This is a genomic window from Bacillus cereus group sp. BfR-BA-01350 (genome assembly GCF_022663775.1).
Classification (GTDB): Bacteria; Bacillota; Bacilli; order Bacillales; family Bacillaceae_G; genus Bacillus_A; species Bacillus_A paranthracis.
This window is the reverse complement of record NZ_JAKUGD010000015.1, coordinates 18,263-44,933: the sequence shown is the minus strand read 5'-3', so window position 1 is coordinate 44,933 and position 26,671 is coordinate 18,263. Positions and strand designations below refer to the sequence as shown.

Below are 26,671 nucleotides of genomic sequence, written 5' to 3'. Positions count from 1 at the left end.
GGATTGTGGTGAGAAGAGGTCAAATGATAATAGGAGCTTTAGCATGTTTAATTGCAAGTATGTCATGGGGAGCGATGTTTCCAGTTGCTGATCATGCGTTAGAATACATAGATCCGTTTTATTTTTCGCTTATTCGCTATGGAGCGGTGGCGATAATGCTGATTATATTGTTGTTAATGAAAGAAGGGAAACAGGCATTTCGTTTAGAAGGAAGAGGAAAGTTACTCGTCTTTTTCGGAACGATGGCGTTTACTGTATATAATGTACTTGTATTTTTAGGTCAAATGTTAATGGGAAAATCAGGCGTGATGGTAGCCTCCATTATGGAAGCACTTATGCCGATGATTTCTATTTGTATTTTATGGGGATATAAGCATATAAAACCGAAAAAATATATGATAACGAGCATGATTATCGCTTTTGTAGGGGCTGTATTTGTTATTACAAAGGGCGACATGAGTTTCTTTTTAACATTGAAAGATAACATGTTTTCACTAGCATGTATATTTGTTGGAGTTGTAGGTTGGGTTATTTATACGATGGGTGGTCAAACGTGTAGCGATTGGTCGACATTACGTTACTCTACATTGACGTGTGTATTCGGTACGACCGTTACAGGAATTATAACGGTACTTATTACGTCGCTTGGATATGTTTCAGTTCCGAGTATGGGAACGATTTCTGTCGTGAAATATGATTTGTTATTTATGATGACATTACCGGGAATAGTAGCGTTACTAGCTTGGAACTATGGTGTGAAAATTTTATCGTCCATTAATGGGATTTTATTTATTAATTTTGTACCAATTACAACCTTAGTTATTATGATGATGCAAGGATATCAAATAACAATGTTTGATATTGTAGGGACTTTACTTGTTATTGCAGCACTTATTCGTAATAATGTTTGTCAGAGGAAAGAAGAAAATATAAATAAGAAGATGTTACAAGAAGAGCAATTACGTCAAGCTGTTTAATAGGCAATTGGAGGATTTCATATGTTAGAAAGTTTATTGTTTTTCTTCGCCGTTGGAGTTGCTTGTGAGCTTGCAGCAATTAATCGAAATGGTCGTAAGAAGATAAAACAACAAGCTGAAATGATAGAGCTTTTAAAAGAGTTAAAAGAAAGAAATATTTAAAAAGACGACCGGGCATAGACGGTCGTCTTCTTCTATATAAAGGGGAAAGGGGACACAAAGTTATACAAGCGTAGCAGCGTAAATAAAAGCAGTAAGAAGAAGAGAGCCGCTAGCTAATCCTAAAAAATCTAATTTGTTAAAAGTGATGTTATTCATGATGCATTCTCCTTACTTATTTAATGTAGAAGCAACAGCTTTTGCATCGATAAGAGCGGAAAATACCATGCCCATTGTATTTAAAAGATTGTTCGTTTTCAGCTTGTTCATCATATTGATCCGCTCCTTTTCGAATAATGGTTGCCCTGTTTCTGACTTAATTGTATGAAATATCGCAAGAAGTAACTATCGAATTAGCTTACAAGAAAATTACACTTTTGTAAGAATTGAAATTTAACAATTAATACTCATTTTTATTACCAACTCCTATAACTTAGTGTTATAATTGAGGTAAGAAAATGACTATACTTCGGATGTTCAGAAAGGAACGAAACCAATGTATAAACCAATTACATTTTTGTTGAAATATATATTTAAAACAGCTGGGAAAGTAGAAGTGCAAGGAAGAGAAAAGCTACCAGAAGGTGGCCCGTATGTTGTTGCGTGTACACATACAAGTTTTATGGATGTATTAATGTTAGCTACAGGGATGTACCCAACAGGGATTCATTACATGGCCAAAAAAGAATTATTTGAAGGGAAATTCAAAAATTGGTTCTTTAAAAATGTAAATGCATTCCCTGTAGATCGTGCAAATCCAGGACCGAGTACACTTAAAATTCCATCACGCTTATTAAAAGAAGGAAAAGTGGTAGGGATTTTCCCGAGTGGAACGAGATCGACAGAAGATGTTTCGTTAAAAGCTGGTGCTGTGACAATTGCGATGCGTTCTAACGTTCCATTAATACCGGCAGCTTATATTGGTCCCTCAAGTGTAAAAGAATTAATAAAAGGAAAAAGAGCACAATTAATTTTTGGAGACCCAATTCAAATTGATGCTGAAGAACAAATAGATCGAAAAACAGCTATGAAAATGATGACAGATCAATTAAATGAGAGGTTTGAGGAGCTAAAGGAAGCTTTGCAATCAAATCAAAAGTAAGAAAAGACGACCGGGCATAGACGGTCGTCTTCTTCTATATAAAGGGGAAAGGGGACACAAAAGTTATACAAGCGTAGCGGCGTAAATAAAAGCAGTAAGAAGAACTGATCCGCTAGCTAGTCCTAAAAAATCTAATTTGTTAAAAGTAATGTTATTCATCGTATATTCTCCTTACTTGTTTAATGTAGAGGCAACAGCTTTTGCATCGATAAGAGCGGAAAATACCATGCCCATTGTATTTAAAAAAATGTTTGATTTCACTTTGTTCATCATATAAATCCGCTCCTTTTCGAATAATGGTTGCCCTGTTTCTGACTTAATTGTATGAAAAATAGCGGAGAGTAACTATCGAATTAGCTTACAGGGAAATTACACTTTTGTAAGAAAAATGAATGAAGGTGTAATGATGAGAAGGTTTGACATATGTTCATGGAATTTATTAATTTAAAAGTAGAGGTGAGTGTATGGCTAATATTAAAGATATTGCAAAGATGGCGGGAGTTTCAGTTACGACTGTTTCGAGAGTATTGAATGATCATCCGTATGTAAGTGAAGAAAAAAGGAAAGCGGTTATAGAGATAGTTGAGAAGTTGAATTACTCACAAAACGCAAATGCTGTTCATTTATCAAAAGGGAAAACGAATATTGTTGGTGTAATTTTACCGTATATTAATCATCCATGTTTTGATGCGATGGTGGGCGGGATGATGGAGGTGGCGTTAGCTCATAATTACAGAGTGCTACTTTGCCAAACGAATTATAATAAAAAAGAAGAAATGAAAAGTTTACATATGTTAAAAACAAAACAATTAGATGGCCTTATTATTTGTTCACGTGCAAATGATTGGGAAATGATAGAACCGTATGCTTCATACGGCACAATCATTGCTTGTGAAGACAATGATATTTCACATATCTCAAGTGTATATACAAATCATTCGGCAGCTTTCCAGCTAGGAATGAATCACCTGATTGAAAAAGGTTATAAAAAAATTGGTTATTGCACGGGAAGAAAGCTAGGACCGAGTAGTCAAAAACGTTTTGATGTGTATAAGCGTCAATTGCAATCTATAGATGAAGAAGTGAATGAAGAATGGATTTTCACAGAATGTTTTACATTAGAAGATGGTGTGAGAGTCGCTCATAAGTTAAAAGGTATGCAGAATCTCCCTGAAGCGTTAATAGTAGCAGGAGATGAAGTTGCGATTGGGGTTATGACGGAAGTTGGGAAATTGGGTATTCAAGTTCCTGAGGACTTAGCGATTATTGGTTTAGATAACCAACCTATTTCGCAAGTGTTGCAACTTACAACCATTGATCAAAATTTGAAGGAGATAGGGAAAACAGCTTTTGAAATGTTTTACCGGCATATAAGTGACAAGAGCTCTAAACAAGAAAAGGTGGAAATTCCATATGAACTTGTGGAGCGATCTACAGTGTAGTTTTAATCCGTTATGTGTATAAGTGCATAACGGATTATTTTTTTGAAATATCTTTGACAGGAAACGCGTTTCATACTTTATAAAGGAGTTAAACCGGTTTGTAACAATCCATGGATTCTTTTCAAAAATAGTATTTGGAGGGAAATGCATGAATGAACTTTTATTAAGTATAAAAAAGTTTTTAGGGAATGACGAAAATGTTTTAGCCTTTGTGGTGGGGGTTTTTGAGAAGGATCATTTCACGTTATGTTATCAACATGGGATTTTTGTTGCGACTACTAGACGTCTCCTGTTTTACGGAAAATTTCCATACTATCCTTCAACATTTAAAGAGTACTCATATTTGCATATAGATAGCATAGTTTTTCGCCCGTATTTCGAATTTATTTGTAATCATGAAACCATCCGAGCTAAGTATATTCAGAAGGGGAATGTGGAGCAATTTGTCCGTATAGTTAGAGGAAATGTGAATAATTAATCACCCCTCTGTTTAAACATAATATCCTGGTCTTTATGAGGAAAAATGCTGAATAAAAACAACTTCTAAACCTCTAGGAGATAGTGATACAATGTCAAATGGGGGGAGGGTATGAACTATGGTTAATCAACGTATAAAGGAAATAACACTAATTACAATTGGTTCATTATTATTCGCAATTGGTATTAATTACTTTGCAATTCCAAACCGTCTATCAGAGGGTGGAATTATTGGTTTAACGGTTGTTACGTACTATTTATTTGATTGGTCGCCGGGGATTGTGAATTTTGCTATAAATGCAATTTTACTAGCTGTTGGTTATAAATTTTTTGATAAGAAAACGATGGTTTATACAATTTTAGGGATTGTAGAAACATCTTTATTTTTATATGTTACGGAACATATTGAGTATCATGTAAATAGTGATACGTTATTAGCGGCACTATTTGCTGGTGTATTTGTCGGTATCGGATTAGGCTGTATGTTCAAAGCTGGAGGTACATCAGGGGGATCGGCAATTTTAGCACGGTTAGCAAATCAATATTTAGGTTGGAGCGTCGGTAAAGGTGTACTTATTATTGATATCGTTGTAATTGCTGGTTCCGTATTTATAATAGGGCAAGAAAAAGCGATGTACACACTTGTTGCAGTATTCATCGGAGCGAAAGTAATTGATTTCATTGTAGAAGGAATGGACACAAAAACGGCTGTTACAATTATTTCAAATCAACCAGAGTTAATACGTGAGGCTATTACGAAAAACATGACACGCGGCGTTACTGTATTAGAAGGGCGCGGCGGATATACTGGTAAAAATAAAGAAGTTTTATATGTTGTTATTAATAAACAAGAGCTTGTTAAGTTAAAGCAAGTTATTAGTCGAGTAGATGATGATGCTTTCGTCGTTATCCATGATGTACGTGATGTACTTGGTGGGGGCTTTAAAGCGAGCTAAAAGGTGAACGAGTAAATTCGTTCACCTTTTTTAATTCTTACAAAAATGTAAGTGTAATGTAATGAGATTCAATAGTAGATTGTATTCCTTCTTTTTAAAATGGATGTATATATATCCTGCAGAGGAGGAATGTTTATTATGAAGAAAAAAATGATCACTACTATAATAGCGATGATAGTCATAGTAATAATGTTACTACCTACGAACCTTGGACCGGTTATCGATAAATATAATCCATTTTATAAGACGAAAGAATACTATACGGTTGTGAATACAATTGGTCAGCATATTGGCGATGAGTGGTATGAATATGAATTTATTGCATTTGACGAACGTGGAAGAGAACAAAAAATAAAGAAGACTGTTAAGCATATGTTAAAGAGAGATGAAACATTAAAAGTGTACGCAAAAGGACGCTACGGCGAGTCAATTGAAGAAATTGAAGCTGTAAATATTCCCATTAATGCAAAGAGTAAACTTTTAGCGATGAGATAGTGAATTATACCCCCACCTATTTTTTGTCGAAAATAAAAATACTAGGTAGGGGTATTTTGATGTGTGCAAAAAAAGCCTTATTCCATATGGACTAAGGCTTTTTTTAATATATAAAGGGGAAGGGGGTACATTGTAGTAGCATGAGTGAAAGGTATAAGAAGAGTAGCTACTAGCAATGTAATTTGGTTATGTGAGTGTTCTTCTTATTTGGCCTACTTGCTAACTTTATTGTACGAGATGTAGGTGAGGGAAACTATCGAATTACATTACACATAGCTTACAAACATGTAAGTCTTCTGTAATGTAATTCGATGGTTAAAAGATAGTGAATTTTATATAGTGTAATTAGAAAGTCTCACTGTATTACTTTCTGTTTGTAATATGAATGAAGAATGAAAAACCAACTACTTTTTAATAGCCTCATCTGTATGGAGATGAGGCCCTTTTTATAAACCTTACAACATTGTAAGGTTTACGTAAGTTAATTCGATAGTAAATTTGTCATATTTTTTGCATAATAGATACAAATAGATAAAAATAATTAGGGATATAGTAAGAAGGGAGAAGAATGGGATGCGTAAAGAAGAAGTAGTGAAGTTTCCAATTAAAGATTTCTGTAGCTACTTTACTGTTGCCGTAGTATGTATTGGATTATTTGATATCATAACAAACTTAATTGTTAAATAATATAGATGACAAAACAAGAAGGGAGATCCTTTCTTGTTTTTTTTATGGGGGAATAAAGGTGAAGTGGATTGATAGTCATATACATGTTGACCAATATAAGGGTGAAGAGAAAAGTAAATTACTTAAAGATGTGGAGCATAGTAAAGAGATAAAGGGGCTTATTGCAGTATCTATGAATTATCAATCATGTAAAGAAACTTTATCTTTAGCAAAACTATATCCTTTTGTACATCCAGCAATAGGTTTTCATCCGGAGCAACCGATTCATAAAGAAGAATGTGAGCAAATTTATAAATTAATTGAAGAGCATGTAGATGATATAGTTGCGATTGGTGAAGTTGGCTTACCGTATTATTTAAGAAAAGAAGATGAGCGCCTTGCTATCAATTCGTATATATCAGTGTTACAACGGTTTGTTGAACTAGCTAGTAAATATGATTTACCAATTATATTGCATGCAGTATATGAAGATGCTGATATTGTATGTGATTTATTGGAGAAATATAAAGTTTCACGTGCACATTTTCATTGGTTTAAAGGAAGTGAAACAACAATGAAACGTATGATGAGGAACGGTTATTATATTTCTATTACACCAGATGTTTTACATAAGGAGAAGATTAGAAAAATTGTTTCGTATTATCCTCTTGAATATATGATGGTAGAAACAGATGGACCGTGGGAATTTCAAGAGGGTGTTATGACACATCCGAGAATGATTCGAGAGGTATTAAAGGAAATTAGTGTTATAAAAAACGTAGCTGTTGATAAGGTTGCAGAAACGATATATGAAAATACGATTCAATTTTACCCCGCTATTTTCCGGAAATTAAGACCCTAAATGATTAAGATTTCACTTTATTTGAAGGGATAGGAGAGTTTCTCTTATCTCTTTTTATTATGGATATTTTTTCTAATATTTTCTATAATTTATGATGTGTTTAATTTGATGAAGAAAGTAGGGGAGAAAATGGGGAAAGCATATAAAAAAATAGCTATTACAATTATGGTTGGTGCCCTTTCACTTGTAGCGTTTGGTTGTGAAACAGAAAAAAAGACTATAAATTCAAATGCCACACAAGAAAATAAAGAAGTACAAATTGATCCAGTAGTTGAAAAACAGATGAAAGAAAATGAGAAAAACGGGAATTTGGTTGGAAACATCTCTAACCAAGGAAAGATGGCAGAGAGTAAAGGTTGGATTTACTATTCTGTAAATGGTGATAAAAATACAGGAGGCATTTATCGTACGAAAGATCAGTTTCAGACTTCGGAACGTGTAGTGGAAGGTGTAAATGCTTCTTACATAAATATAAAAAACAAAGCTTTATATTTTATTCATACGGATGAAGAGAAGAACGCGGGATTATCTTCTCTAATGAAGTATGATATATCTAATAAAAAGTTAGATACGTTAAAAGCGGATACAAATTATGTTTATATAAAAGATCAAACTTTATTTTACCCGAAAAAATATTCTGAGCATGGTGGTTTTGATATTGTAGGGATTGTAAAAATGGATTTAAAAACGGGACAGGAAGAAGAAGCAGCATTTAAAAACTCTGGATGGTCTCGAACGATAGATGATAGTATTCTACATTGGAATAAAAATCGTGGAACACAAGTGACAAAAGATAATAAAACTTGGTCAAAAGAAAATTATGCAACAATATCTAGTGCTACGTATAATGATGAAAAATTATATGCTGTCGTCGACTTTTCGTTACCTTTTGAAACAAATGAAGCTGAGCATGGCATATATGAAATAGACGTTCAACAAAATAATGAAAAGTTATTGGTAAAGGATGCCTTGCAGATGAATGTGAAAGGGGATACTTTTTATTATGTAAAAAAGGACGGCGTATATAAGAAGAAAATGAATGGTGGGAATGAAAAAGTAATTTATAATAAAGCGGTTGAACCAACTAAATCTTATTTATATCTTGTAGCAGGAGATATGTATCTCTATACGGATAATGGAACTATCATGAATCTAGACACAAAGAAATCAAATGAAGTAAAAGATAAGAAGCTAGCAGATGACGTTATGTTACAGAAGGTATGGAATGCACAGAAGGAACTTACTAATGTTCAAATGGCTGCACTAACAGGAAACCCAAAACGAGTAGGGGATTTTTTATACGGGGAATTAGTGAACCCTATTTATAATAAGAAAGATAATTTAGAGACTACGCTATCTACGTACTTCTCAAAATCATTTATGGCAGAGTATATGAAGAGTAAGTATATGAAAGAGTTAAATGGAAAAATGCACTATGTTATTGGAGATCCAGGGTCAAAAGCAGCAACTAAATTTACAAAAATTATTTCTGCTGAGTTAAAGGATGGGAAAATAAAAGCGCAGGTTGAAACGTATAATGACTATGATAATGTAACGGAAACAGTAGAAGTTGAATTTATTTATGAACATAATCAATGGGTTATTAATAATATGCCACGTTTTGGTTTAAGTTAAAAAAACCACCAAGCATTTTGCTTGGTGGTTTTGTATTAGGATTCTAATTTTTTCGCACGTCTTAATAATAAGAGAAAGACAATGACGAGGAAACCGAGTATAAGGAAAAATCCATATTTTTTTATATAATCTATTATGTCACTTGCGCTTGTTGGTTTTTCAACGTGAATGCCGTCTTTATTAGTAGTGATATGAATATCTTTCATTTTCACTTCATTTGTTTCCTTTTGTAAATCAATCCATTCTATATTTGGAATACTTTCTAGATCCTTTAGTACTTCTTTTAATGGTTTTACACCTAAGTAAGGATGATAGAATGCACCAATAACTCCATTGGATAATTTGGCAACAGATACAGCATTTGCTTTCATTTTAGCAATAGCGTGTGGTTTATCTTCTTCGATAAATCCAACTGTTTCAGGCATTAATTTCATGCCATGTAAAAATGATGGTGTACTTCTGTATGCCGGAGAGTGCATAGATTTCCAAGTTGTATCACTTAACTGTAGTTGTCCCACATAAGTTGAAAAGTATCTTGATAATATTTCATATCCTTTTTGAGACATCGTGTAATGAGGTGCTTCAAATGCGACAGGATATAATTTGGCATCTACAAGTTCTTGAATGCCTTTTTCAATATGATCAGTCGTATATTTTTCTTCAAATTCTTCCCCTTTTTTTACGTATGTATTATATGCCTCTATGTTAGGGAAATCATCTTTTGTTTTTGGTTTTTCATGCTTCGGTTGACGAATTGGTTGGTCTGTTTTTACATCCCAAAATTCAAAACCTTCACCAGTTTCACTATCATAAAATTGGTGAGTATAACCATGCATAATAATTGCTGCACCATCATCTTGCATAGAGCGTAAAAGATCGACTAGTTCGGGTTTATCTTTTAAATGTAGTGTTTTACCTGTTTCTGGATCCGTATATACAGGAATAACAGTGATCATGTATGGCATCTTTTTCTCTTTTAGTAATTCAGCAATTTCTTTTAATTGATTTATATCTGCGGCTGGATGAACGTCTTCAAGACGTAAATAAGCTTCTACCTTATTGTTCGTTGGCTTTTGTCCGAAGTAAGAAAATAACACTTCACCGATGTAATGAGACATCCAGTCAAAGAGATTTGGCGTTGCAACATAATAAGAATTATTTTGTTGTACAATTAATGGATAAGTAGTATTTCCTTTTAAAGCATTGGCAAGAATTGTTCCATTTGTATCAAGGTTTTTAATGGATCGTTCGTCCTCTAATGTATTCCTTAGTTTACGTGTTGGATATTCAATTGTATCAGAGTTTATATCTTCATTTTTAAGTGTGATAAATGAAAAACGTTTGGATAATTGTTCTATATTTTGACCTAAAACGAGTAGTGGTCCTGAGAAATTTTCTAGAAATTCTTTTGTTTCAGTGGGAAGTTCTTCTTGTTTTTCACCTATGTAAATAACATGTGTATATGAAGATTTATCAGTTATTTCAGCTAACTGTTTTATATTTTTTATTGTTATGTTATTAGTAAAATGTCCTACTTGTGTATTAAGTATTTGGGTGTCACTTGTAATTTGATCATCGCTCGAACTGTATAAAATAAGGACTTTTGGATTTTCGTTTTTTTGTGCGGAAATAGGGACAGGAATTAATAGTAGTAAACTAAATAAGAGTAGCAACCATTTTTTCATATTATTATTCTCCTAGTTTATATTTAGAATTCAGTTTACAATTATATACAAAAAATGCGTTTCAGTCTATGAAAGTTACATTTTTGCACGTATTTACCAGCTGTTTTTTCACAAAATCGGTCTAAAGCATGATGATAATATGTATAGTTATTTGCTATGATAAAAGAGTAAGAGAATGATAGAATGTGGGTAATTGTAAAGGGAAGAAGGCTGAAAGGGGACAAATTTCAGCGGAGAAAGAGGTAGAGGTAGTGAAGAAATTCTTTGTAGGATTTTTAGTTGTTCTTGGAGTGTACTTATACTTCCAAGGAAAGTCTGAAGGAATGGGCAAATTAGTAAATGAGACAAGCTATGTTGACTCAGAAGAAGCAAAACAGATGAAACAAATTATTATAGAGGAAGCAAAGAAAGTCAATCTTCCAGAATGGATACCTCTTACAATTGCCGAACATGAAAGTCGATTAAATCCAAGAAGTGTTGGAGATAACGGAACTTCATTCGGATTGTTTCAATTGCATCGCGGTGGTGGACTTGCGCCAGATCATTTAACGGATGATGAGCTAAAAGATCCACGTACAAACGCGCAAATTGCAATGCCGCATTTAATGAAAGGATATAAGCGCGGGGTGCAAAAAGGTTTGACGGATTTTGCATTACTAAAATATATAGCAAATACATCTGGGTGGCCAGGGAATTTAGGGCCAGAGTGGACGGATAATAATATGAAGTATAACATCGGATTAGAAGATGTGTACTATCGAAATAAAGGTGTAATTAAAGAGTAGGTTTTTGATACCTACTCTATTTTTTGTGGATAATCGCGTCGTTTTGTTTTGTGAAATATGCTGCTAGTTGTATTTTCACGTCTTCTAGTTTGGTGGAAACTTGCGGTATTTTATATCCTACATACAATGGTGAAACGACAAACCTAGGAACAACTTTACAAATGATTTTTCCGTTTAAGTAATAGAAGAATAAGTTATAACTACTACATCCTTTATGGAAATCTGTCAGTATGTAACGTACAGTTTGCTGAATATAAGTTGCTAGTTCATCTATGCATCCAATATCTTCAATGATGATATTAAATTCAGTAAAACCGATAATAGGACGATCTGAAATATTGAGTTCAATGTGTTCGTTCTTTTGTACAATTACTCCTTGGAAGTTGTCGTGTTCTACGTTATTGAGGTAGTCTACATATTTCATTCCAATAATCTGCATGTGTGCATGATGCAAACTTCCACCTGAGAATGGACCATGATTTTTGTATAAAATTACAGATGTGAATTCTTTATTTTTCTGTAAATCTAACCAATATTTAATGGAGAAACGAATTAGCGATTTCATATGTTCTTCTGTATATGTCGCAATATGGTCTTCACAATTATCTGTTTCGATTAGCACCGTTTGAAATGTATCTTTTAATGTAGGAAATTTGTTTTTTAGCCAAATAATTGAGCCCTCAATTGCTAAAATATCCGTTAAATTTTCTCTGTCACAAAAAGGACATGCAGCGCTTCTATTCCGGATGCTTTCTGGTTTTTGTTTGCCAATATCGTTTAAAAAGTATAGTTGTTGTGTATCCATTTGTATATATGCCCCTTTAAAATATGTGTAAAAATCCCGCTTAATACATTCGGGATAAGGAGAAGAAAATCCTTTAAAGGGAATATAAAAAATAAAAGACAAGATATCCTCATTAAGATAGGGTACCTTGTCTTTTATTTTTTCTTTAATAATGTGTATGGATAATATAAATCATTTTTATTATGCTTCTTTTTTCTATTTTTTATTGTGTATAAGGCAATTGCTGTACTTGCGATTACAAAAATGGCTTTCTTCATATTCACATACCCCTTTTTTATTGTTGGTTTAATTCTTGGCTAACTGCTTTTGCATCAACTAGAGCGTGTAAAATCATTTTTACCATGTTCATCATATTCGTTCACTCCTTTTTATAGTTCATTTAGTTCTTTTACAACTGCTTGTCCGTTCACTAATACCTCAAAGATTGCTTTTACGATTTCTTTCATCATGATTGTTTCCTCCGTTTGTTGTCTCTCTTGTTTACATCTTTATTGTATAGGGAGGCATCTTTTCGTACTATCGCTTTCCATTACGTGAACATAACAGTTTTGTAAGATTTGATGTCACTTATTGAAATGTTTAGTCTATCTTCATTATTTTCAGAAAAATGACTATTCAAACATGAAATGGGAAAGTATAATAAAGAAGTAAGTATTAAATTCCGTACGAAAGAGGTGAATGAGATGAAACGTTCTTTAGCTGCACGTGCCAAATTTTTAGATTTTATCTATTTTTGTCGTGCGATTTTTCATGATGTAGTTGTTAACGGGATACGTCTGTCCTTTTTTAACAATTGCATAGTAGCTATAGAACGATAGAAATCTCTTCACCCATTTTTAATAAACGTGTGAAAAGGGAGCTATTTAGCTTCCTTTTTCTATGCCGAAAACCATGGGGAATGTTTCTTTCCCATGGTTTTTTATATTGAAAGGAGTACGGAAAATGACAATTTGTAGTGTAAATAATGTAACGAAATCTTTTGGTGGAAACATCATATTTGAAAATATATCGCTTGAAATAAAGAATGGTGAACGTGTTGGATTAGTTGGTCGTAACGGTAGCGGGAAGACAACAATCTTTCAGCTTTTAACTGGAATGGAAAGTTTGGATGCAGGGGCCATTCATATGAAGAAAGGTATACGTATTGGTCATGTGGCACAAATTCCGAAATTTGATGAGAGTATGACTGTATATGAAGTATTGAGTTCCGCTTTTAAAATAGAAAAGGAATTAGAAAGAGAAATGCGTACTTTAGAAAAAGATATGGCGGAAGAACAGGAATCTTCTGTTTTACAAAAATTAATGGAAAGATACGGAATCATCCAAGAAAAGTTTGCGTTTCTTGGTGGTTATGAAATCGAAGCGAACATTATGAAGGTAGCAAATGGTTTACAGGTGACAGAACTATTCCCACGATCATTTGTGGAGATAAGTGGTGGGGAGCAAACAAAAGTAAGCCTTGCATACATGCTGTTGCAGAAACCAGATTTACTTTTATTAGATGAACCAACCAATCATTTAGATTTATTTGCAGTCGAATGGTTAGAGCAATTTTTAAAAGAATACAACGGAACAGTTATGGTTATTTCACATGATCGCTATTTCCTTGATGAAGTTGTAACGAAGATCTTTGATTTAGAAGATGGAGAGATTCACGTGTATCATACAAACTATTCTCGGTTTGTTGAAGAGAAGGAAGAAAGGTTGCTTCAGGAGTTTCAGGCTTATCAAGAACAGCAAAAGAAAATAAAGAAAATGAAAGAAGCAATTAAGCGACTACGTGAATGGGCAAATCAGGCGAATCCTCCGAATGAAGGATTGCATAAGAGAGCGAGAAGTATGGAACGTGCACTGGAACGTATGGAAAAACTAAAGAAACCTATTTTAGAACGAAAACAAATGGGACTTCAGTTTGAAGGGCAAGAGAGAAGTGGAAAAGATGTTGTTGTAATGAAAGAAGTGAGTAAAGGGTTTGCGGAACATCTTTTATTTAACGAAGCAAACTTACATGTTCGTTTTCAAGAGCGTGCAGCTATCGTTGGTCGTAATGGTACAGGAAAGACAACGCTATTAAAGTTATTATTAGAAGAAATAGAACCAGACGCTGGAGAAATTCGAATTGGAAGTAGTGTGAAAATCGGTTATCTATCCCAGCATGCGTACGGAAATATGAAGATTAATGTATTGGAGGCTTTCAGGGAATGTGTAGCTGTAACAGAGGGAGAAGCGAGACATATATTAGCTAAATTTTTATTTTATGGTCCAGTGGTGTTTAAGAAAGTAACGCAACTGAGCGGTGGAGAAAAAATGAGGTTAAGACTTGCACAACTTATGTATCAAGATATCAATTTTTTAATTTTAGATGAGCCGACAAATCATCTCGACATTGAATCAAGAGAAGTTTTAGAGGAAGCTCTTGAACAATATAATGGAACGATTTTAGCTGTTTCACATGATCGTTATTTTTTAAATAAGTTATTTGAAAAGACGTATTGGATTGATGAGCGTAAATTATTTGAGTTTGCAGGGAACTATGCATGGGCGCGTCAAAAGTGGGAGGAAAAGCTCGAGACACAAGTAATAAAGCAGCAACGCCAAGGAAGAAAAAATATTGAAACAGTCCCTGTAAAAAAGAAAGAAGTTAGGAATATTGAGGAGATTGAAACCGAGTTAATGCATGTTGAAGAAGATATATATACGCTTGAGTGTAAGATGGAACAAGTAGTTGATGTTGAAATGCTTGAACAATTGTATGAAGAAAAAACGAAGAAAGAGTTGTTACGAGCGGAGTTATATAATGAGTTAGAGAATATTGTGGAGTGAAAAATAAAAAGCGAATCCCTTTCAGTTTTACTGAAGGGATTCGCTTTTTTATACTGCTGTTTTGCTTTAAGAGATAAATAAAAGTTGTGTTTCACGTGAAACAGTAAATTTGATAAATCTTTGTTTCGTAACTTGCATAGATTGTGAAACATAAATCGTATTAGGAGCTTTTTAGATCGGTTAATTATTTCCCGAGACATAAGTATGTGTAACGGCAAAGCATGATTGAAAACAAAAAACAGAGTTACAGCTTTACACGCTGAACTCTGTTTTCTTTTTGTGTCTTGTCTTCTCTTGTTGAAATGATAATAGCGATCCCGAGCATCATAAAAAAAGCTAAAAAGAGGACGAACTTTGGGAAGAATGGGAATAGTAATAGCGCCCCGACTATCATAATTGTTAATAATACGTAGTGAAGGACGTATTGGAATAGGTTGTCCATGTTTTCGCCCCCTTTTTGGTAATTGGTTATTAGTATTCTATGTTTCATATTGAACGAATAGAAGTGAATTTTTAAGTTTTTTTATACGAATTAAAAGAGAATGATTGACATGTTTAAAGGAAAGGAATAATCTTGAAATTAATTCATAGTATTTTTATATGAAAAATAAAAATAGTTACAGTGAGAGGTTTATGTTGTTACATACTCAGAAAGGAAGTAAGGGTGAAAATGATGCGAAAAACTTTTAAAGGAGTACTGGCTACATGTCTTAGTGTGTCAGTATTGCTAGCCGGATGTGGTCAAGAGGAAGCAAGTACAAACGAGGCCAGGAACGTCCCGAAAGTAAAAGATGAATTTATTCAGGCAAGCGACAAAGCAAAAAGTCCCGTAAAAGCAAAAGAAAGAAAAGATACTTTTGTAGTTGGAATGCCGAGTCCTGGAGGGATATTCCTTCCGCACTTTATGGAGAATGGATGGGATGGTAATATAACGCAAGCTATCTTTGCTCCTCTTGTTGGACTCGATAAGGAAGGGAAATCAATTCCTATTTTGGCGAAGAAGTGGGATATTTCAGAGAATCAGCTTACATACACATTCCATTTGAAAGATAATTTAAAGTTTAGTGATGGTTCACCGTTAACTGCAGATGATGTAGCATTTACATTAACGCTATTACACGATCCAACTTATAGTGGAGCGACTGATATAAGTCAAACAGCAATAAAGGGTGGGCAAGCGTATAAAGAAGGAAAGGCAACCTCTATTGAGGGAATTCAAGTCATTGATCCGAAAACAATTACGATTACGACTGAAAAGGTAAATGCTCAAACACTATCATTAATCGGTGGAGAAGTTATATCTAAAGCTTATTACGGGAAAGAGTATAAACAAGGGCACCTAGAGTATTTAAAAGAGTTGTATGGAAAACCGATGGGAGCAGGAGCTTATAAGTTAGATAAATATATTCCTGGTCAAGAGGTTCGATTTGTAGCTAATGAAAATTATTTTGAAGGAAAACCGAAGATTGAGCACTTTATTTATAAAATTTCAAAAGGTGATACAAAGCTACAACAATTTCAAGCCGGGGAAGTAGATTATGATGGTTTTACGACAAACACGGAGACGATTGAACAGTTAAAGGATTTAGGTTTTGCCAATATTAATGTATATACAGGAAGCTCTTATGGTTACATTAAAATGAATTATAAGAAACCATACTTTAAAGATAAGCGTGTCCGCCAAGCATTTATTTACGGATTAGAGCGTCAAAAAGTTATTGATACGTATTTCCAAGGTTATGCTTCACTCGTTAATGTACCGATTACGCCAGTTTCTTGGGCGTATACAGAAGAAGGGATTAATAAATATGAGTATAACTTAGAGAAAGCAAAGAAATTATTGGATGAGGCTGGATGGAGAGCTGGTTCAGATGGAATTCGCGAAAAAGATGGCCAAAAATTGAAGGTAAGTTATTTTGCTTCTTCTGCAAGTAAAATAAATGATGTAATGATCCCGGTGATGAAAGAGAATTATAAAAAGCTTGGTGTAGAGTTTAACCCAGAATATATGGACTTTAATACGATGATTTCAAAAGTGATAAAAGGTGATTATGATTTAGCAATGGTATCTACGCCAATGATTGATGATCCGAGTGGAACAATTGAGGAGTTTGTTTCGACAAGTAAACGAAACTATGATGGATACCATAATCCGAAAGTAGATGAATTAGCGAAGCAGGCGCTAGAAACATTAGATATTGAAAAACGAAAAGAAATTTATAAAAAGTTGTACCAGGAGTTGAGTGAAGATCCGCCTGTAATCTTCTTAAATAATAGTAAAGTTGTGTCTGCACATCATGCGCGCATTCAAGGATTACAAGAAGATAACTATAACGGTATCTTGTTAAGTTTACCTAAATTAAAGATAGAATAATAATTTTTGAAAAATTTTAAAAATATTTATTTAGAAAGAATTGACAAAATATAACGGAAGATATAAGCTAATAACCATAAAGTCTACCGGAAAGGTCGGAATAGGATTGTTACCCCTCAAAAACATCTATTTTTTTACGATTAAAACCGACTTTTCCGATTGGCTATAAATGTGCTGTGGGAGGCATACATAAGGTAATAAGTTCACAGGGTATAACTATTAAAAAGTTAGGGTGGGGACAATGAAGAAAAAGACAAAAAAATGGGCTGGTGTATTTTCGGTATTACTGAGTAGTTCGCTTGTGTTATCTGCTTGTGGGGGACAGGAAGATACTGCTTCTACAGAACCGGTAAAAAAACAAGACTTAAAAGACGCTAAGATTGAATCAATTCCAGCTACAGATAAAAAGAAAAGTCCAGAGAAAGCAAATCAGCGAAAGGATACTTTTATTACGGCCATTTCTAAGCCAGGGGGAGTTTTTCTTCCATATTTCCAAGAGAATGGTTGGGATGGAAATGTAACGTCTGTAATTTTTGCATCACTAGTAACAACAGACAAACAAAGTAAACCCATTCCGGACCTTGCAGAAAAATGGGATATTTCTGCTGACCAGTTAACATATACATTCCATTTACGTAAAAATCTAAAATTTAGTGATGGTTCGCCTTTAACGGCTGAGGACGTAGCATTTACATTAACACTACTTCATGATAAAGCGTATGAAGGTGGAATGGACATTGCTCAGTATGCTGTTAAAGGTGGAAAAGAATATAAAGAAGGAAAAGCAACTTCTATTGAAGGAATTCAAGTTATTGATCCACAAACAATTAAAATTACAACTGAAAAAGTTAATTCACAGGCGCTAATTAATTTAGGTGGTCCAGTGCTATCAAAAGCTTATTATGGAAAAGATTATAAACAAAATACAAGTTTAGACTATTTAAAAGCATTATATGGGCAACCAATTGCGGCGGGTCCATATAAATTTGAAAAATATGTTCCAGGTCAAGAAGTACGCTTTGTTGCTAACGAACATTATTATGCAGGTAAACCAAAAATCCAAAACTTTATTTACAAAATCACATCAGGTGATACTGGATTCCAATTATTCCAAACCGGTGAACTGGACTATAGTGGATTTAGAGCAAATCCTGAGAATATAGACCAATTAAAAGGATTAGAGTTTGCAAACATTAATCTTGAATCATCAAGTGATATTGCTTATATCTATGTAAATAATAAGAAATCGTATTTGAAAGATAAAAAGGTACGTCAAGCACTTACTTATGGATTAGACCGTAAGAAGTATGTGGATACAGCTTTACAAGGATATGGATCTGTTGCTAACGTACCAATTGCGCCAGTTTCATGGGCATATACAGAAGAAGGTATTAATAAATATCCACACGACGTAGAAAAGGCTAAAAAATTATTAGATGAGGCTGGTTGGAAGGTAGGTTCTGACGGGGTTCGTGAAAAAGATGGTCAAAAATTAAAATTAACATACTACGCATCAAATACAGGTAAAACAAATGATATCTTTATTCCAATTGCAAAAGAAAGTTACAAAGAAATAGGTGTTGAATTAAATCCAGAGTTGATGGACTTTAATACGATGCTTTCAAAAGTAGGGAAAGGTGACTACGATTTAGCGGCAGTTTCAACACCAGGAATTAGTGATCCAAGTGAAGTTGTAAGTGATTACTTATCGACTAATCCAAAAAGTGATACGGGTTACAGTAATCCGAAAGTAGATGACTTGATCGTAAAAGGCATAGGGACGACAGATATTGAAAAACGTAAAGCAATTTATAAAGAACTGTATAAAGAGTTAAGTGATGATCCACCAGTTATTTTATTAAATTATCGTAAACTACTTTATGCTCATAATGCACGTATAAAAGGAATTGATCCAGAAAAGTACGATAGCATCAGTTCCAACTTACCAGTGTTATCTATTGAACAATAAGGGTTGACCTAAATAATAGAAGACGTTTTTTCACACAGCAAGGTAATGGTAGCTGTTTTGAAAAAATGTTCTTCTATTTTTAAGTAAATAGGATTGGGGAGACAAAAGGTGAAAACATATATCATTCGTAGGTTCCTTCAAATGATCCCTACATTGTTTGGCACATCTATTATTATTTTTTTCTTATTTGCACTTTTGCCGGGAGATTATATTGATTCAAATCCAAAGTTAACACCAGAGAGAGCCCAAGAATTAAGGGAATTATACGGCTTAAACAAACCAATTATTGAAAGGTATTTTCATTGGTTAGTGAATGCTTTGCATGGTGATTTTGGATTTTCTTTACAGTATCAAGAACCGGTAACTTCATTACTTAATAAATTCATTTGGAATACATTTATCGTTGCTGTTGCAGCTTTATTTTTCACTTGGATTATTGCTCTTATTATTGGGGTTATTTCTGCAACAAAGCAGCACTCTTGGTTTGATAGATTGGTAACAATCGGTGTCTTTGCAGCAATGTCATTTCCATCATTCTTTATTGGACTATTTTTAATTAAATTATTAGCAGTTGATTTAAAGTTATTACCTATTGGTGGCATGATTGATATTGGGAGTAACTCAACAGGGATAGCATACATATTAGAAGTATTACGTCATATGATTCTACCTGTATTTATTTTAACGCTTCTTGGTGTAGGATCGTTAACACGATATTTTAGAACCGGCATGTTGGATGTTATTAGACAAGATTATATTCGTACCGCTCGTGCAAAAGGCTTAAAAGAAAGAAGCGTTATTTATAAACATGCATTGAAAAATGCAATTTTGCCAGCAATTACATTACTCGCTTTTGAATTACCGGGTTTATTTTCAGGAGCTATTATTATTGAACAGATTTTTAATTGGCCAGGGATTGGGAGTATTCAATTAGAGGCATTAAACTTCCGTGATTATACGGTATTAATGGCGTTTACAATGTTTCTTTCTTGTTTAACAATTATGGCTAATTTCTTAGCTGATATTGTATATGCGTTTGTTGATCCAAGAATTCGATTGAAGTAAAGGGGGGAAAGATATGGAGACTATTACACCAATAATAGAGAAAAAGAAAGAACGGAAAAAGAAAAATGAATCATCACCATGGCGCCAAGCGTATAAAAAAATTAAGAAAAATAAGATGGCGTTATATGGATTATACGTTTTAATATTTATGTTTTTATTTAGTTTTATCGGTCCAATCTTTTCACCATATGCTGATGGAAAAGTACAAGTAACACAAATTAATAAACCACCTAACCTATCACATTGGCTTGGAACAGACCAATTGGGACGGGATATTTTAACTAGACTTATGCAAGCAGGACGTATTTCATTAACGATTGGTTTAGCGTCGATGCTACTATCCGTTATACTAGGTGCTTTATTAGGAGCAATTGCTGGTTTTTATCGAGGTATTGTAGACCATTTAATTATGCGTGTTGCAGATGTGTTAATGTCCATTCCGGGATTACCGCTACTTATTATAATGGGAGCGATTTTATCAGAATGGAAATTACCATCAGAATACCGTTTATATGTTGTAATGATTATTTTAAGTTTAGTAGGATGGCCAGGGCTTGCTCGTCTTGTGAGAGGGCAAATTTTAACATTGCGGGAGCAAGCCTTTATGCAAGCAGCAGATGTATTAGGATTAAAGGATTCTCGAAAAATTATTCATCATTTAATTCCTAATGTCTTTCCGTTACTTATTGTTGTAGCAACTTTGGGCGTGGCTGGATCTATTTTAAGTGAGTCCGCACTAAGCTACTTAGGTCTCGGCGTTGTCCCACCTACACCATCATGGGGGAATATGATTAGTGCAGCGAACTCATTACTTGATTTCCAAAAGCGCCCATGGTTATGGATTCCGCCTGGTTTTGCAATCTTTATAACAGTTGTATCCATTAATTTACTTGGTGATGCACTTCGTGATGCGTTAGATCCAAAGATGAGACGGTAGGTGAGGGAATATGAGTAAAGCGGTAGTAGAGCTGAAAGATTTACAAACACACTTTCAGACAGAAGAAGGAACAGTAAAAGCTGTGAATCATGTTAGTTTTTCTGTTCGAGAAGGTGAAACTGTTTGTGTTGTAGGTGAATCTGGTTGCGGGAAAAGTGTAACGGCTTTATCTATTATGGGACTTATTGCTGAATCAGGTAGTGTAGTAGGTGGAGATATTTTATATGAAGGAAAAAGTCTTTTAGGAATGAAAGAGAAAGAGCTTCGTAGTTTACGAGGGAATGATATTGCGATGATTTTCCAAGAACCGATGACATCGCTAAATCCAGTCTTTACTGTAGGGGAACAAATTGTAGAGACGTTAAGGGAGCATGAATTACTTAGTAAAAATGAAGCATATAAGAAGGCAATTGAGTTAATTCGTAAAGTCGGTATAGCTCGTGCGGATGAAATCGTCCATTCTTATCCACACGAACTGAGCGGTGGTATGTTACAACGTATTATGATTGCTGTTGCACTTAGTTGTAATCCTAAGTTATTAATTGCTGATGAACCGACAACGGCTCTTGATGTTACCATTCAGGCTCAAATATTAGATTTATTAAGGCAAATAAAAAAGGAATTTAAAACATCCATTTTATTAATTACACATGATTTAGGTGTTGTAGCAGAAATGGCGGATTACGTTGTCGTTATGTATGGCGGGAAAGTTATTGAAGAAGCCCCGGTACTAGAGATATTTCAAAATCCGAAACACCCATATACGAAAGGATTGTTGAAATCAAAACCAGTGATGGGAAAACGAATAGATAAACTATATTCTATTCCAGGGCAAGTTCCTAATTTAGTTGGTTTGGATGAGTTTTGCTACTTTAGCGGTCGTTGTGAGCATTGTATGGAAATATGTAAAGAAGAAGCACCAAATTTGAATGTACATGATGAGAATCATAAAGTAGCTTGCTGGTTATATGAGGAGCGTGCGGAACAATGAGTGAACCATTATTAGAAGTAAAAAACTTAAAAACATATTTTCCAATTAAAGGCGGCATATTTAGTAGAACGGTTGGACATGTAAAAGCAGTTGATGGAGTAAGTTTTACTATTAATAAAGGTGAAGTATTCGGCCTCGTTGGTGAATCGGGAAGCGGAAAAACGACGATAGGAAAAACAATTTTACGTCTCGTCCAAAAAACGGAAGGGGAAGTGAAGTTTAAAGGGCAAGATGTTCACTCTTTATCTAAGGAAGAATTGAGAAAACATCGTCCTAATATGCAACTTGTCTTCCAAGATCCATTTAGCTCATTAAATCCGAGAATGAGAATTGGGGAGGCGCTTGGTGAGCCGATGTTAGCTCACGGATTAGCGACGAAAGAAAATGTTCGTGAAAAAGTGACAGAAGTATTAGAGTTATGTGGCTTAGCTCCATATCATATTGACCGATACCCTCATGAGTTTTCTGGTGGACAACGTCAACGTATCGTTATCGCAAGAGCTATGGTATTAAACCCAGAATTTATTGTAGCTGACGAACCTGTGGCAGCGCTAGATGTATCTATTCAAGCACAGATCATTAATTTATTTAGTGAGTTACAGGAGAAAAAGGGACTATCTTATTTGTTCATTTCACATGATTTAAGTGTAGTCGAACATTTATGTACGAAAATCGGGATTATGTATTTAGGAACGATTGTGGAGACAGCGCCGCGTGATGAGTTATTTACGAATCCACTTCATCCGTATACAAAAGCATTGTTATCGGCTGTGCCAATACCAGATCCAACAGTGAAGCGAGAGAGAATCATACTAGAGGGTGACATTCCAAGTCCAGCGAATCCACCTTCGGGGTGTCGTTTTCATACACGTTGCCCGTTTGCAACAGATATTTGTAAACAAACGGTACCGGAATTTCGTAATGTTGGTGAGGAGCATTTTGTTGCTTGTCATCATGTATAAAAGAAAAAGGACTCTTTCAAATAGAAAGAGTCCTTTTTTTATTTACTAGATGAAGTTTGTTTCAATACAAATTGCTCGATTGCATGAGCAACACCATGTTCATTGTTTGTTAATGTTACAACATCACATAGTTTTTTTACATCTTCTTCAGCGTTTCCCATTGCAACTGATAAACCAGCTGCTTCTAACATGGGTACATCGTTAAAATTGTCACCGATAGCAACTGTATCTTCAATTGGTATATTAAAATGGGCTGCCATTTGTTTCAGTCCATTTCCTTTATGTCCATTCTTGTCCATAATTTCTAAATTAGTAGGAGCAGATGCTGTAACCATAATATCAGTATCTTCTTGTAACATACTTAATAGCTGTGTGCGATGCCCTGCGTTAAATGTCAAAATAAAGAATTTAGATATTTCTAATTCTGGATTATTTACAACATCTTCAATCTTTTGGAAATCAGTAATTAAGTTTGACTTCTTTTGTTTTTCTGTAATTCTTTCAAGTTCCTCAAGTGTAACATCTAGTGCATGCTTGTTTTCTTCGAACGCTTGCATGACTTGATCTTGCCATGTATACGGAGAATAAACTCCTTTATTCGTATATAGTTTATAAGGAAAACCCTCAGATTCTAGTAATTTTGCAAGCTTGTATACTTTATCGTTTTGTAAACAACGCGAGTTAATTACTTTTCCATCCACATAAACAATTGCCCCATTGCTCGCTCCAACTGGAAGGGATAGTTTATATTCTTCCAATAATTTCAAAGCATCCTCTTTTGCACGGCCAGAACAAATCATGACAATATGACCAGCCTCTTTTGCAGTTTGGATAGCTTGTAAGTTCTCTTTGGAGATTTCAAGATTAGATGATAGTAGTGTACCATCCATATCTAATGCGATTAATTTCAAAATGACCACCTCTTTGCTTTTATTATACATAGTTATATGAAGGAAACATATAAACTTATCTTGGAAAGATTGTATTTTATCCCGCATTAACGGGCTGTAAGACCCTCACCTCAAAATTCAGCGGAAGCAAGGAAGTTAGGTGGGCGGGCTACCCGTAAAAGTCCGATTGGTGAGGGCTGATTAAAGTTTCACTTTATCTCGCATGAATTGTTAGTAATCGTTTGATAGATTCTAACGTATTTATTTGAATATGTACTTTAATTTGTAACAAAAGTAGAGGTGAGTATGGCGATATTTCGTTATATGACTGTAATGTTACAATAACATTACGAACATAAACTTAGTAGAATCTGCATTAAAACAAGGTTTTTAAGGGTGTTTATAAAAAAACGTAAAAAAAGTGTAATAAAATTTACGTAATTATATTGCAAGGTAACAATAGTTATGTTACATTAATGTTACAAACGTTACGTTATCAAATTCAATGTAACACTAACATAAAAACTATGAAATAAACATTTCTTAGAAATTACATATAGATAACTTATTAAAAAGGAGGATACATAATATGAAAGAGCAAGTATTACAAGTAACAAAAGGTGACTTCGTAGGATCAGCAAGTGGAGCAGTAGTATTAACAGCGTTAATCGTATTCCTATCAAGCGTATTAGTATAATAGAAGTTTTGTAACAAAAAACAAATGAAGGGAGAATGGAAAATATGAAAGAGCAAGTATTACAAGTAACAAAAGGTGACTTCGTAGGATCAGCAAGTGGAGCAGTAGTATTAACAGCACTAATCGTATTTCTATCAAGCGTGTTAGTATAATAAAAGTTTTGTAATAAAAGAAGGGAGAATGAAAAATATGAAAGAGCAAGTATTACAAGTAACAAAAGGTGACTTCGTAGGATCAGCAAGTGGAGCAGTAGTATTAACAGCATTAATCGTATTTCTATCAAGTGTATTAGTGTAATAGAAGTTTTAAATCCTATAAAACGAAAGGAGAATGAGGAATATGAACAGTGAACAAGTGTTACAAGTAACAAAAACAGATTTATTAGGATCATTAGGTGGAGCGGTAGTATTAACATCATTTATTCTATTCCTTGCAAAAGTATTAGTATGAGACATATAAATACAATTATTCAAAAAAAATAAAGACTCTAGCATATTAGTAAGTAATTAATATGTTGGGGTCTTTTTTATTTTTCTTCTATATATCCCTTCAAGTATGAATAGCCCCTCTATATTTTAAAGAGAAAAAAGTCGAATTTTATATGTAAGAAAAAAAGAGGAATTTGACAGAAAAGATAGAAAATTTTAAAGGTCAGAATTTGTTAGCTTGCTAACTAATTTCTATTAATTGATGTTGGAAGCGTTTTCGGTTGGTTTTAAGTATGAACCATTTAATCTATTTACAGGGGGATGAGGATTTTATGAAACAAAAATCTATGGATACGCTAGCTGCACAAATGGAGGACTTTTTTCCGGTACGTGATGTAGATCATTTGGAATTTTACGTAGGAAATGCAAAGCAATCAAGTTATTATCTTGCGAGAGCATTCGGATTCAAAATTGTGGCTTACTCTGGATTAGAAACTGGTAATCGTGAAAAAGTATCTTATGTTCTTGTGCAAAAAAATATGCGTTTCGTTGTGTCTGGGGCTTTAAATAGTGACAATCGTATTGCAGAGTTTGTAAAGACTCATGGTGATGGCGTGAAAGATGTGGCATTACTTGTTGACGATGTTGATAAAGCATACTCAGAAGCGGTGAAACGTGGTGCCGTCGCAATTGCTCCGCCTGTAGAGTTAACAGATGAGAACGGTACATTGAAAAAAGCAGTTATTGGTACGTATGGTGATACAATTCATACGCTTGTAGAGCGTAAAAATTATAAAGGAACATTTATGCCAGGATTCCAAAAGGCTGAGTTTGATATTCCATTTGAAGAGTCAGGTTTAATTGCTGTAGACCATGTAGTTGGTAATGTTGAAAAGATGGAAGAGTGGGTTAGTTATTACGAGAACGTTATGGGCTTTAAACAAATGATCCATTTTGATGATGATGATATTAGTACAGAGTATTCAGCATTAATGTCGAAGGTTATGACAAATGGAAGTCGTATTAAGTTCCCTATTAACGAGCCAGCAGATGGAAAGAGAAAATCACAAATTCAAGAATATCTAGAGTTTTATAATGGAGCAGGTGTACAGCATCTTGCTTTACTAACAAATGACATTGTTAAAACAGTAGAAGCGCTACGTGCAAATGGTGTGGAGTTTTTAGATACACCAGATACTTATTATGATGAGTTAACTGCACGAGTTGGAAAAATTGATGAGGAAATTGATAAGTTGAAAGAATTAAAGATTTTAGTAGATCGCGATGATGAAGGATACTTACTACAAATCTTTACGAAACCAATTGTAGATCGTCCAACTTTATTTATTGAAATCATTCAGCGTAAAGGTTCTCGTGGATTTGGAGAAGGAAACTTTAAAGCGTTATTCGAATCAATTGAAAGAGAACAAGAGCGTCGCGGGAATTTATAAAATTTATATCCACCAGCAATCATTCTTTTGCTGGTGGA

General features: G+C 34.2%; 30 protein-coding genes. 23 read left to right on the top strand and 7 right to left on the bottom strand.

Annotated elements, in window-relative coordinates; translation table 11 throughout:
• The first annotated feature begins 8 nt into the window (after nt 1-8).
• Nucleotides 9-977: a DMT family transporter gene (locus MR147_RS23575; RefSeq protein ID WP_139302826.1), complete on the top strand. Its 969-nt coding sequence runs from the start codon at nt 9-11 to the stop codon at nt 975-977.
• 21 nt (nt 978-998) lie between these two features.
• On the top strand, nt 999-1,139 hold the full coding sequence (locus MR147_RS23570) for a YrzO family protein (RefSeq protein ID WP_000894066.1): 141 nt from the start codon (nt 999-1,001) through the stop codon (nt 1,137-1,139).
• 60 nt (nt 1,140-1,199) lie between these two features.
• On the opposite strand, the gene MR147_RS23565 is transcribed toward MR147_RS23570, so the two are convergent.
• Entirely contained in the window at nt 1,200-1,295 is a 96-nt protein-coding gene (locus tag MR147_RS23565) for a DUF3948 family protein (RefSeq protein ID WP_001060007.1), read from the bottom strand.
• Between the two features lie 337 nt (nt 1,296-1,632).
• On the opposite strand from MR147_RS23565, the gene MR147_RS23560 reads away from it, so the two are divergent.
• Complete coding sequence (locus tag MR147_RS23560; protein ID WP_242304791.1) at nt 1,633-2,238, top strand: lysophospholipid acyltransferase family protein; 606 nt, start codon at nt 1,633-1,635, stop codon at nt 2,236-2,238.
• Between the two features lie 63 nt (nt 2,239-2,301).
• On the opposite strand, the gene MR147_RS23555 is transcribed toward MR147_RS23560, so the two are convergent.
• Nucleotides 2,302-2,397 (bottom strand): DUF3948 family protein, encoded by a 96-nt coding sequence (locus MR147_RS23555; RefSeq protein WP_001060010.1) that lies wholly within the window; start codon nt 2,395-2,397, stop codon nt 2,302-2,304.
• 305 nt (nt 2,398-2,702) lie between these two features.
• Here MR147_RS23555 and MR147_RS23550 point away from each other — a divergent pair, with 305 nt between their 5' ends.
• The 6 genes from MR147_RS23550 to MR147_RS23525 all read left to right on the top strand — a co-directional run bounded on the left by MR147_RS23550 (nt 2,703) and on the right by MR147_RS23525 (nt 8,771).
• On the top strand, nt 2,703-3,680 hold the full coding sequence (locus MR147_RS23550; protein ID WP_074608864.1) for a LacI family DNA-binding transcriptional regulator: 978 nt from the start codon (nt 2,703-2,705) through the stop codon (nt 3,678-3,680).
• A gap of 148 nt (nt 3,681-3,828) precedes the next feature.
• Nucleotides 3,829-4,158 carry a PH domain-containing protein gene (locus MR147_RS23545; RefSeq protein WP_074608863.1) on the top strand — a complete coding sequence of 110 codons (330 nt, stop codon included), beginning with the start codon at nt 3,829-3,831 and terminating at the stop codon, nt 4,156-4,158.
• A gap of 118 nt (nt 4,159-4,276) precedes the next feature.
• Nucleotides 4,277-5,113, top strand: a complete 837-nt coding sequence (locus tag MR147_RS23540; RefSeq protein WP_000248047.1) for a YitT family protein — start codon at nt 4,277-4,279, stop codon at nt 5,111-5,113.
• A 138-nt stretch (nt 5,114-5,251) separates the two neighbouring features.
• Nucleotides 5,252-5,608 (top strand): YxeA family protein, encoded by a 357-nt coding sequence (locus tag MR147_RS23535; protein WP_074608861.1) that lies wholly within the window; start codon nt 5,252-5,254, stop codon nt 5,606-5,608.
• A 745-nt stretch (nt 5,609-6,353) separates the two neighbouring features.
• Entirely contained in the window at nt 6,354-7,136 is a 783-nt protein-coding gene (locus MR147_RS23530) for a TatD family hydrolase (protein ID WP_074608859.1), read from the top strand.
• A 129-nt stretch (nt 7,137-7,265) separates the two neighbouring features.
• On the top strand, nt 7,266-8,771 hold the full coding sequence (locus tag MR147_RS23525; RefSeq protein ID WP_139302825.1) for a DL-endopeptidase inhibitor IseA family protein: 1,506 nt from the start codon (nt 7,266-7,268) through the stop codon (nt 8,769-8,771).
• A gap of 35 nt (nt 8,772-8,806) precedes the next feature.
• Here MR147_RS23525 and MR147_RS23520 read toward each other — a convergent pair whose 3' ends face one another.
• On the bottom strand, nt 8,807-10,456 hold the full coding sequence (locus tag MR147_RS23520) for a DUF2334 domain-containing protein (protein WP_242304790.1): 1,650 nt from the start codon (nt 10,454-10,456) through the stop codon (nt 8,807-8,809).
• A 251-nt stretch (nt 10,457-10,707) separates the two neighbouring features.
• On the opposite strand from MR147_RS23520, the gene MR147_RS23515 reads away from it, so the two are divergent.
• Nucleotides 10,708-11,241 carry a transglycosylase SLT domain-containing protein gene (locus tag MR147_RS23515; RefSeq protein WP_000713259.1) on the top strand — a complete coding sequence of 178 codons (534 nt, stop codon included), beginning with the start codon at nt 10,708-10,710 and terminating at the stop codon, nt 11,239-11,241.
• Nucleotides 11,242-11,257: 16 nt separating this feature from the next.
• Here MR147_RS23515 and MR147_RS23510 read toward each other — a convergent pair whose 3' ends face one another.
• Nucleotides 11,258-12,046: a DUF4931 domain-containing protein gene (locus MR147_RS23510; protein WP_242304789.1), complete on the bottom strand. Its 789-nt coding sequence runs from the start codon at nt 12,044-12,046 to the stop codon at nt 11,258-11,260.
• Nucleotides 12,047-12,180: 134 nt separating this feature from the next.
• Nucleotides 12,181-12,309: a spore coat protein B gene (locus tag MR147_RS23505; protein WP_080493749.1), complete on the bottom strand. Its 129-nt coding sequence runs from the start codon at nt 12,307-12,309 to the stop codon at nt 12,181-12,183.
• A 420-nt stretch (nt 12,310-12,729) separates the two neighbouring features.
• On the opposite strand from MR147_RS23505, the gene MR147_RS23500 reads away from it, so the two are divergent.
• Entirely contained in the window at nt 12,730-12,864 is a 135-nt protein-coding gene (locus MR147_RS23500; protein WP_000830642.1) for an RAxF-45 family protein, read from the top strand.
• Between the two features lie 124 nt (nt 12,865-12,988).
• On the top strand, nt 12,989-14,869 hold the full coding sequence (gene abc-f, locus MR147_RS23495) for a ribosomal protection-like ABC-F family protein (protein WP_242304788.1): 1,881 nt from the start codon (nt 12,989-12,991) through the stop codon (nt 14,867-14,869).
• A 244-nt stretch (nt 14,870-15,113) separates the two neighbouring features.
• Here abc-f and MR147_RS23490 read toward each other — a convergent pair whose 3' ends face one another.
• The gene (locus MR147_RS23490; protein WP_242304787.1) at nt 15,114-15,311 is read right to left on the bottom strand and encodes a hypothetical protein; all 198 of its coding nucleotides are present in this window, start codon (nt 15,309-15,311) and stop codon (nt 15,114-15,116) included.
• Nucleotides 15,312-15,542: 231 nt separating this feature from the next.
• Between MR147_RS23490 and MR147_RS23485 the strand changes: the two genes are divergently transcribed.
• The 6 genes from MR147_RS23485 to MR147_RS23460 all read left to right on the top strand — a co-directional run bounded on the left by MR147_RS23485 (nt 15,543) and on the right by MR147_RS23460 (nt 23,167).
• The gene (locus MR147_RS23485; RefSeq protein WP_242304786.1) at nt 15,543-17,243 is read left to right on the top strand and encodes an ABC transporter substrate-binding protein; all 1,701 of its coding nucleotides are present in this window, start codon (nt 15,543-15,545) and stop codon (nt 17,241-17,243) included.
• A 241-nt stretch (nt 17,244-17,484) separates the two neighbouring features.
• Entirely contained in the window at nt 17,485-19,212 is a 1,728-nt protein-coding gene (locus tag MR147_RS23480) for an ABC transporter substrate-binding protein (RefSeq protein ID WP_000730667.1), read from the top strand.
• A 108-nt stretch (nt 19,213-19,320) separates the two neighbouring features.
• The gene (locus MR147_RS23475; RefSeq protein ID WP_000860690.1) at nt 19,321-20,277 is read left to right on the top strand and encodes an ABC transporter permease; all 957 of its coding nucleotides are present in this window, start codon (nt 19,321-19,323) and stop codon (nt 20,275-20,277) included.
• Between the two features lie 13 nt (nt 20,278-20,290).
• Nucleotides 20,291-21,214, top strand: coding sequence for an oligopeptide ABC transporter permease (opp4C, locus tag MR147_RS23470; protein WP_242304785.1), 924 nt, complete (start codon nt 20,291-20,293; stop codon nt 21,212-21,214).
• 10 nt (nt 21,215-21,224) lie between these two features.
• Nucleotides 21,225-22,205 carry an ABC transporter ATP-binding protein gene (locus tag MR147_RS23465; protein ID WP_017561955.1) on the top strand — a complete coding sequence of 327 codons (981 nt, stop codon included), beginning with the start codon at nt 21,225-21,227 and terminating at the stop codon, nt 22,203-22,205.
• Entirely contained in the window at nt 22,202-23,167 is a 966-nt protein-coding gene (locus MR147_RS23460; RefSeq protein WP_001294512.1) for an ABC transporter ATP-binding protein, read from the top strand. Before MR147_RS23465 ends, MR147_RS23460 begins: the two co-directional genes overlap by 4 nt.
• 38 nt (nt 23,168-23,205) lie before the next feature.
• Here MR147_RS23460 and MR147_RS23455 read toward each other — a convergent pair whose 3' ends face one another.
• A complete protein-coding gene (locus MR147_RS23455; RefSeq protein WP_242304784.1) occupies nt 23,206-24,078 on the bottom strand; it encodes a Cof-type HAD-IIB family hydrolase in 873 nt (290 codons plus the stop codon).
• Between the two features lie 568 nt (nt 24,079-24,646).
• Here MR147_RS23455 and MR147_RS23450 point away from each other — a divergent pair.
• From MR147_RS23450 to hppD, 5 genes are all read left to right on the top strand, one after another.
• Entirely contained in the window at nt 24,647-24,754 is a 108-nt protein-coding gene (locus tag MR147_RS23450) for a DUF3948 family protein (protein WP_000664237.1), read from the top strand.
• A gap of 44 nt (nt 24,755-24,798) precedes the next feature.
• Nucleotides 24,799-24,906 carry a DUF3948 family protein gene (locus MR147_RS23445; protein WP_000664237.1) on the top strand — a complete coding sequence of 36 codons (108 nt, stop codon included), beginning with the start codon at nt 24,799-24,801 and terminating at the stop codon, nt 24,904-24,906.
• Between the two features lie 28 nt (nt 24,907-24,934).
• Nucleotides 24,935-25,051 carry a DUF3948 family protein gene (locus MR147_RS23440; protein ID WP_001984868.1) on the top strand — a complete coding sequence of 39 codons (117 nt, stop codon included), beginning with the start codon at nt 24,935-24,937 and terminating at the stop codon, nt 25,049-25,051.
• Between the two features lie 33 nt (nt 25,052-25,084).
• On the top strand, nt 25,085-25,204 hold the full coding sequence (locus MR147_RS23435; protein WP_001984893.1) for a DUF3948 family protein: 120 nt from the start codon (nt 25,085-25,087) through the stop codon (nt 25,202-25,204).
• A 310-nt stretch (nt 25,205-25,514) separates the two neighbouring features.
• Entirely contained in the window at nt 25,515-26,633 is a 1,119-nt protein-coding gene (gene hppD / locus MR147_RS23430) for a 4-hydroxyphenylpyruvate dioxygenase (protein ID WP_074608841.1), read from the top strand.
• Nucleotides 26,634-26,671 lie beyond the last annotated feature (38 nt).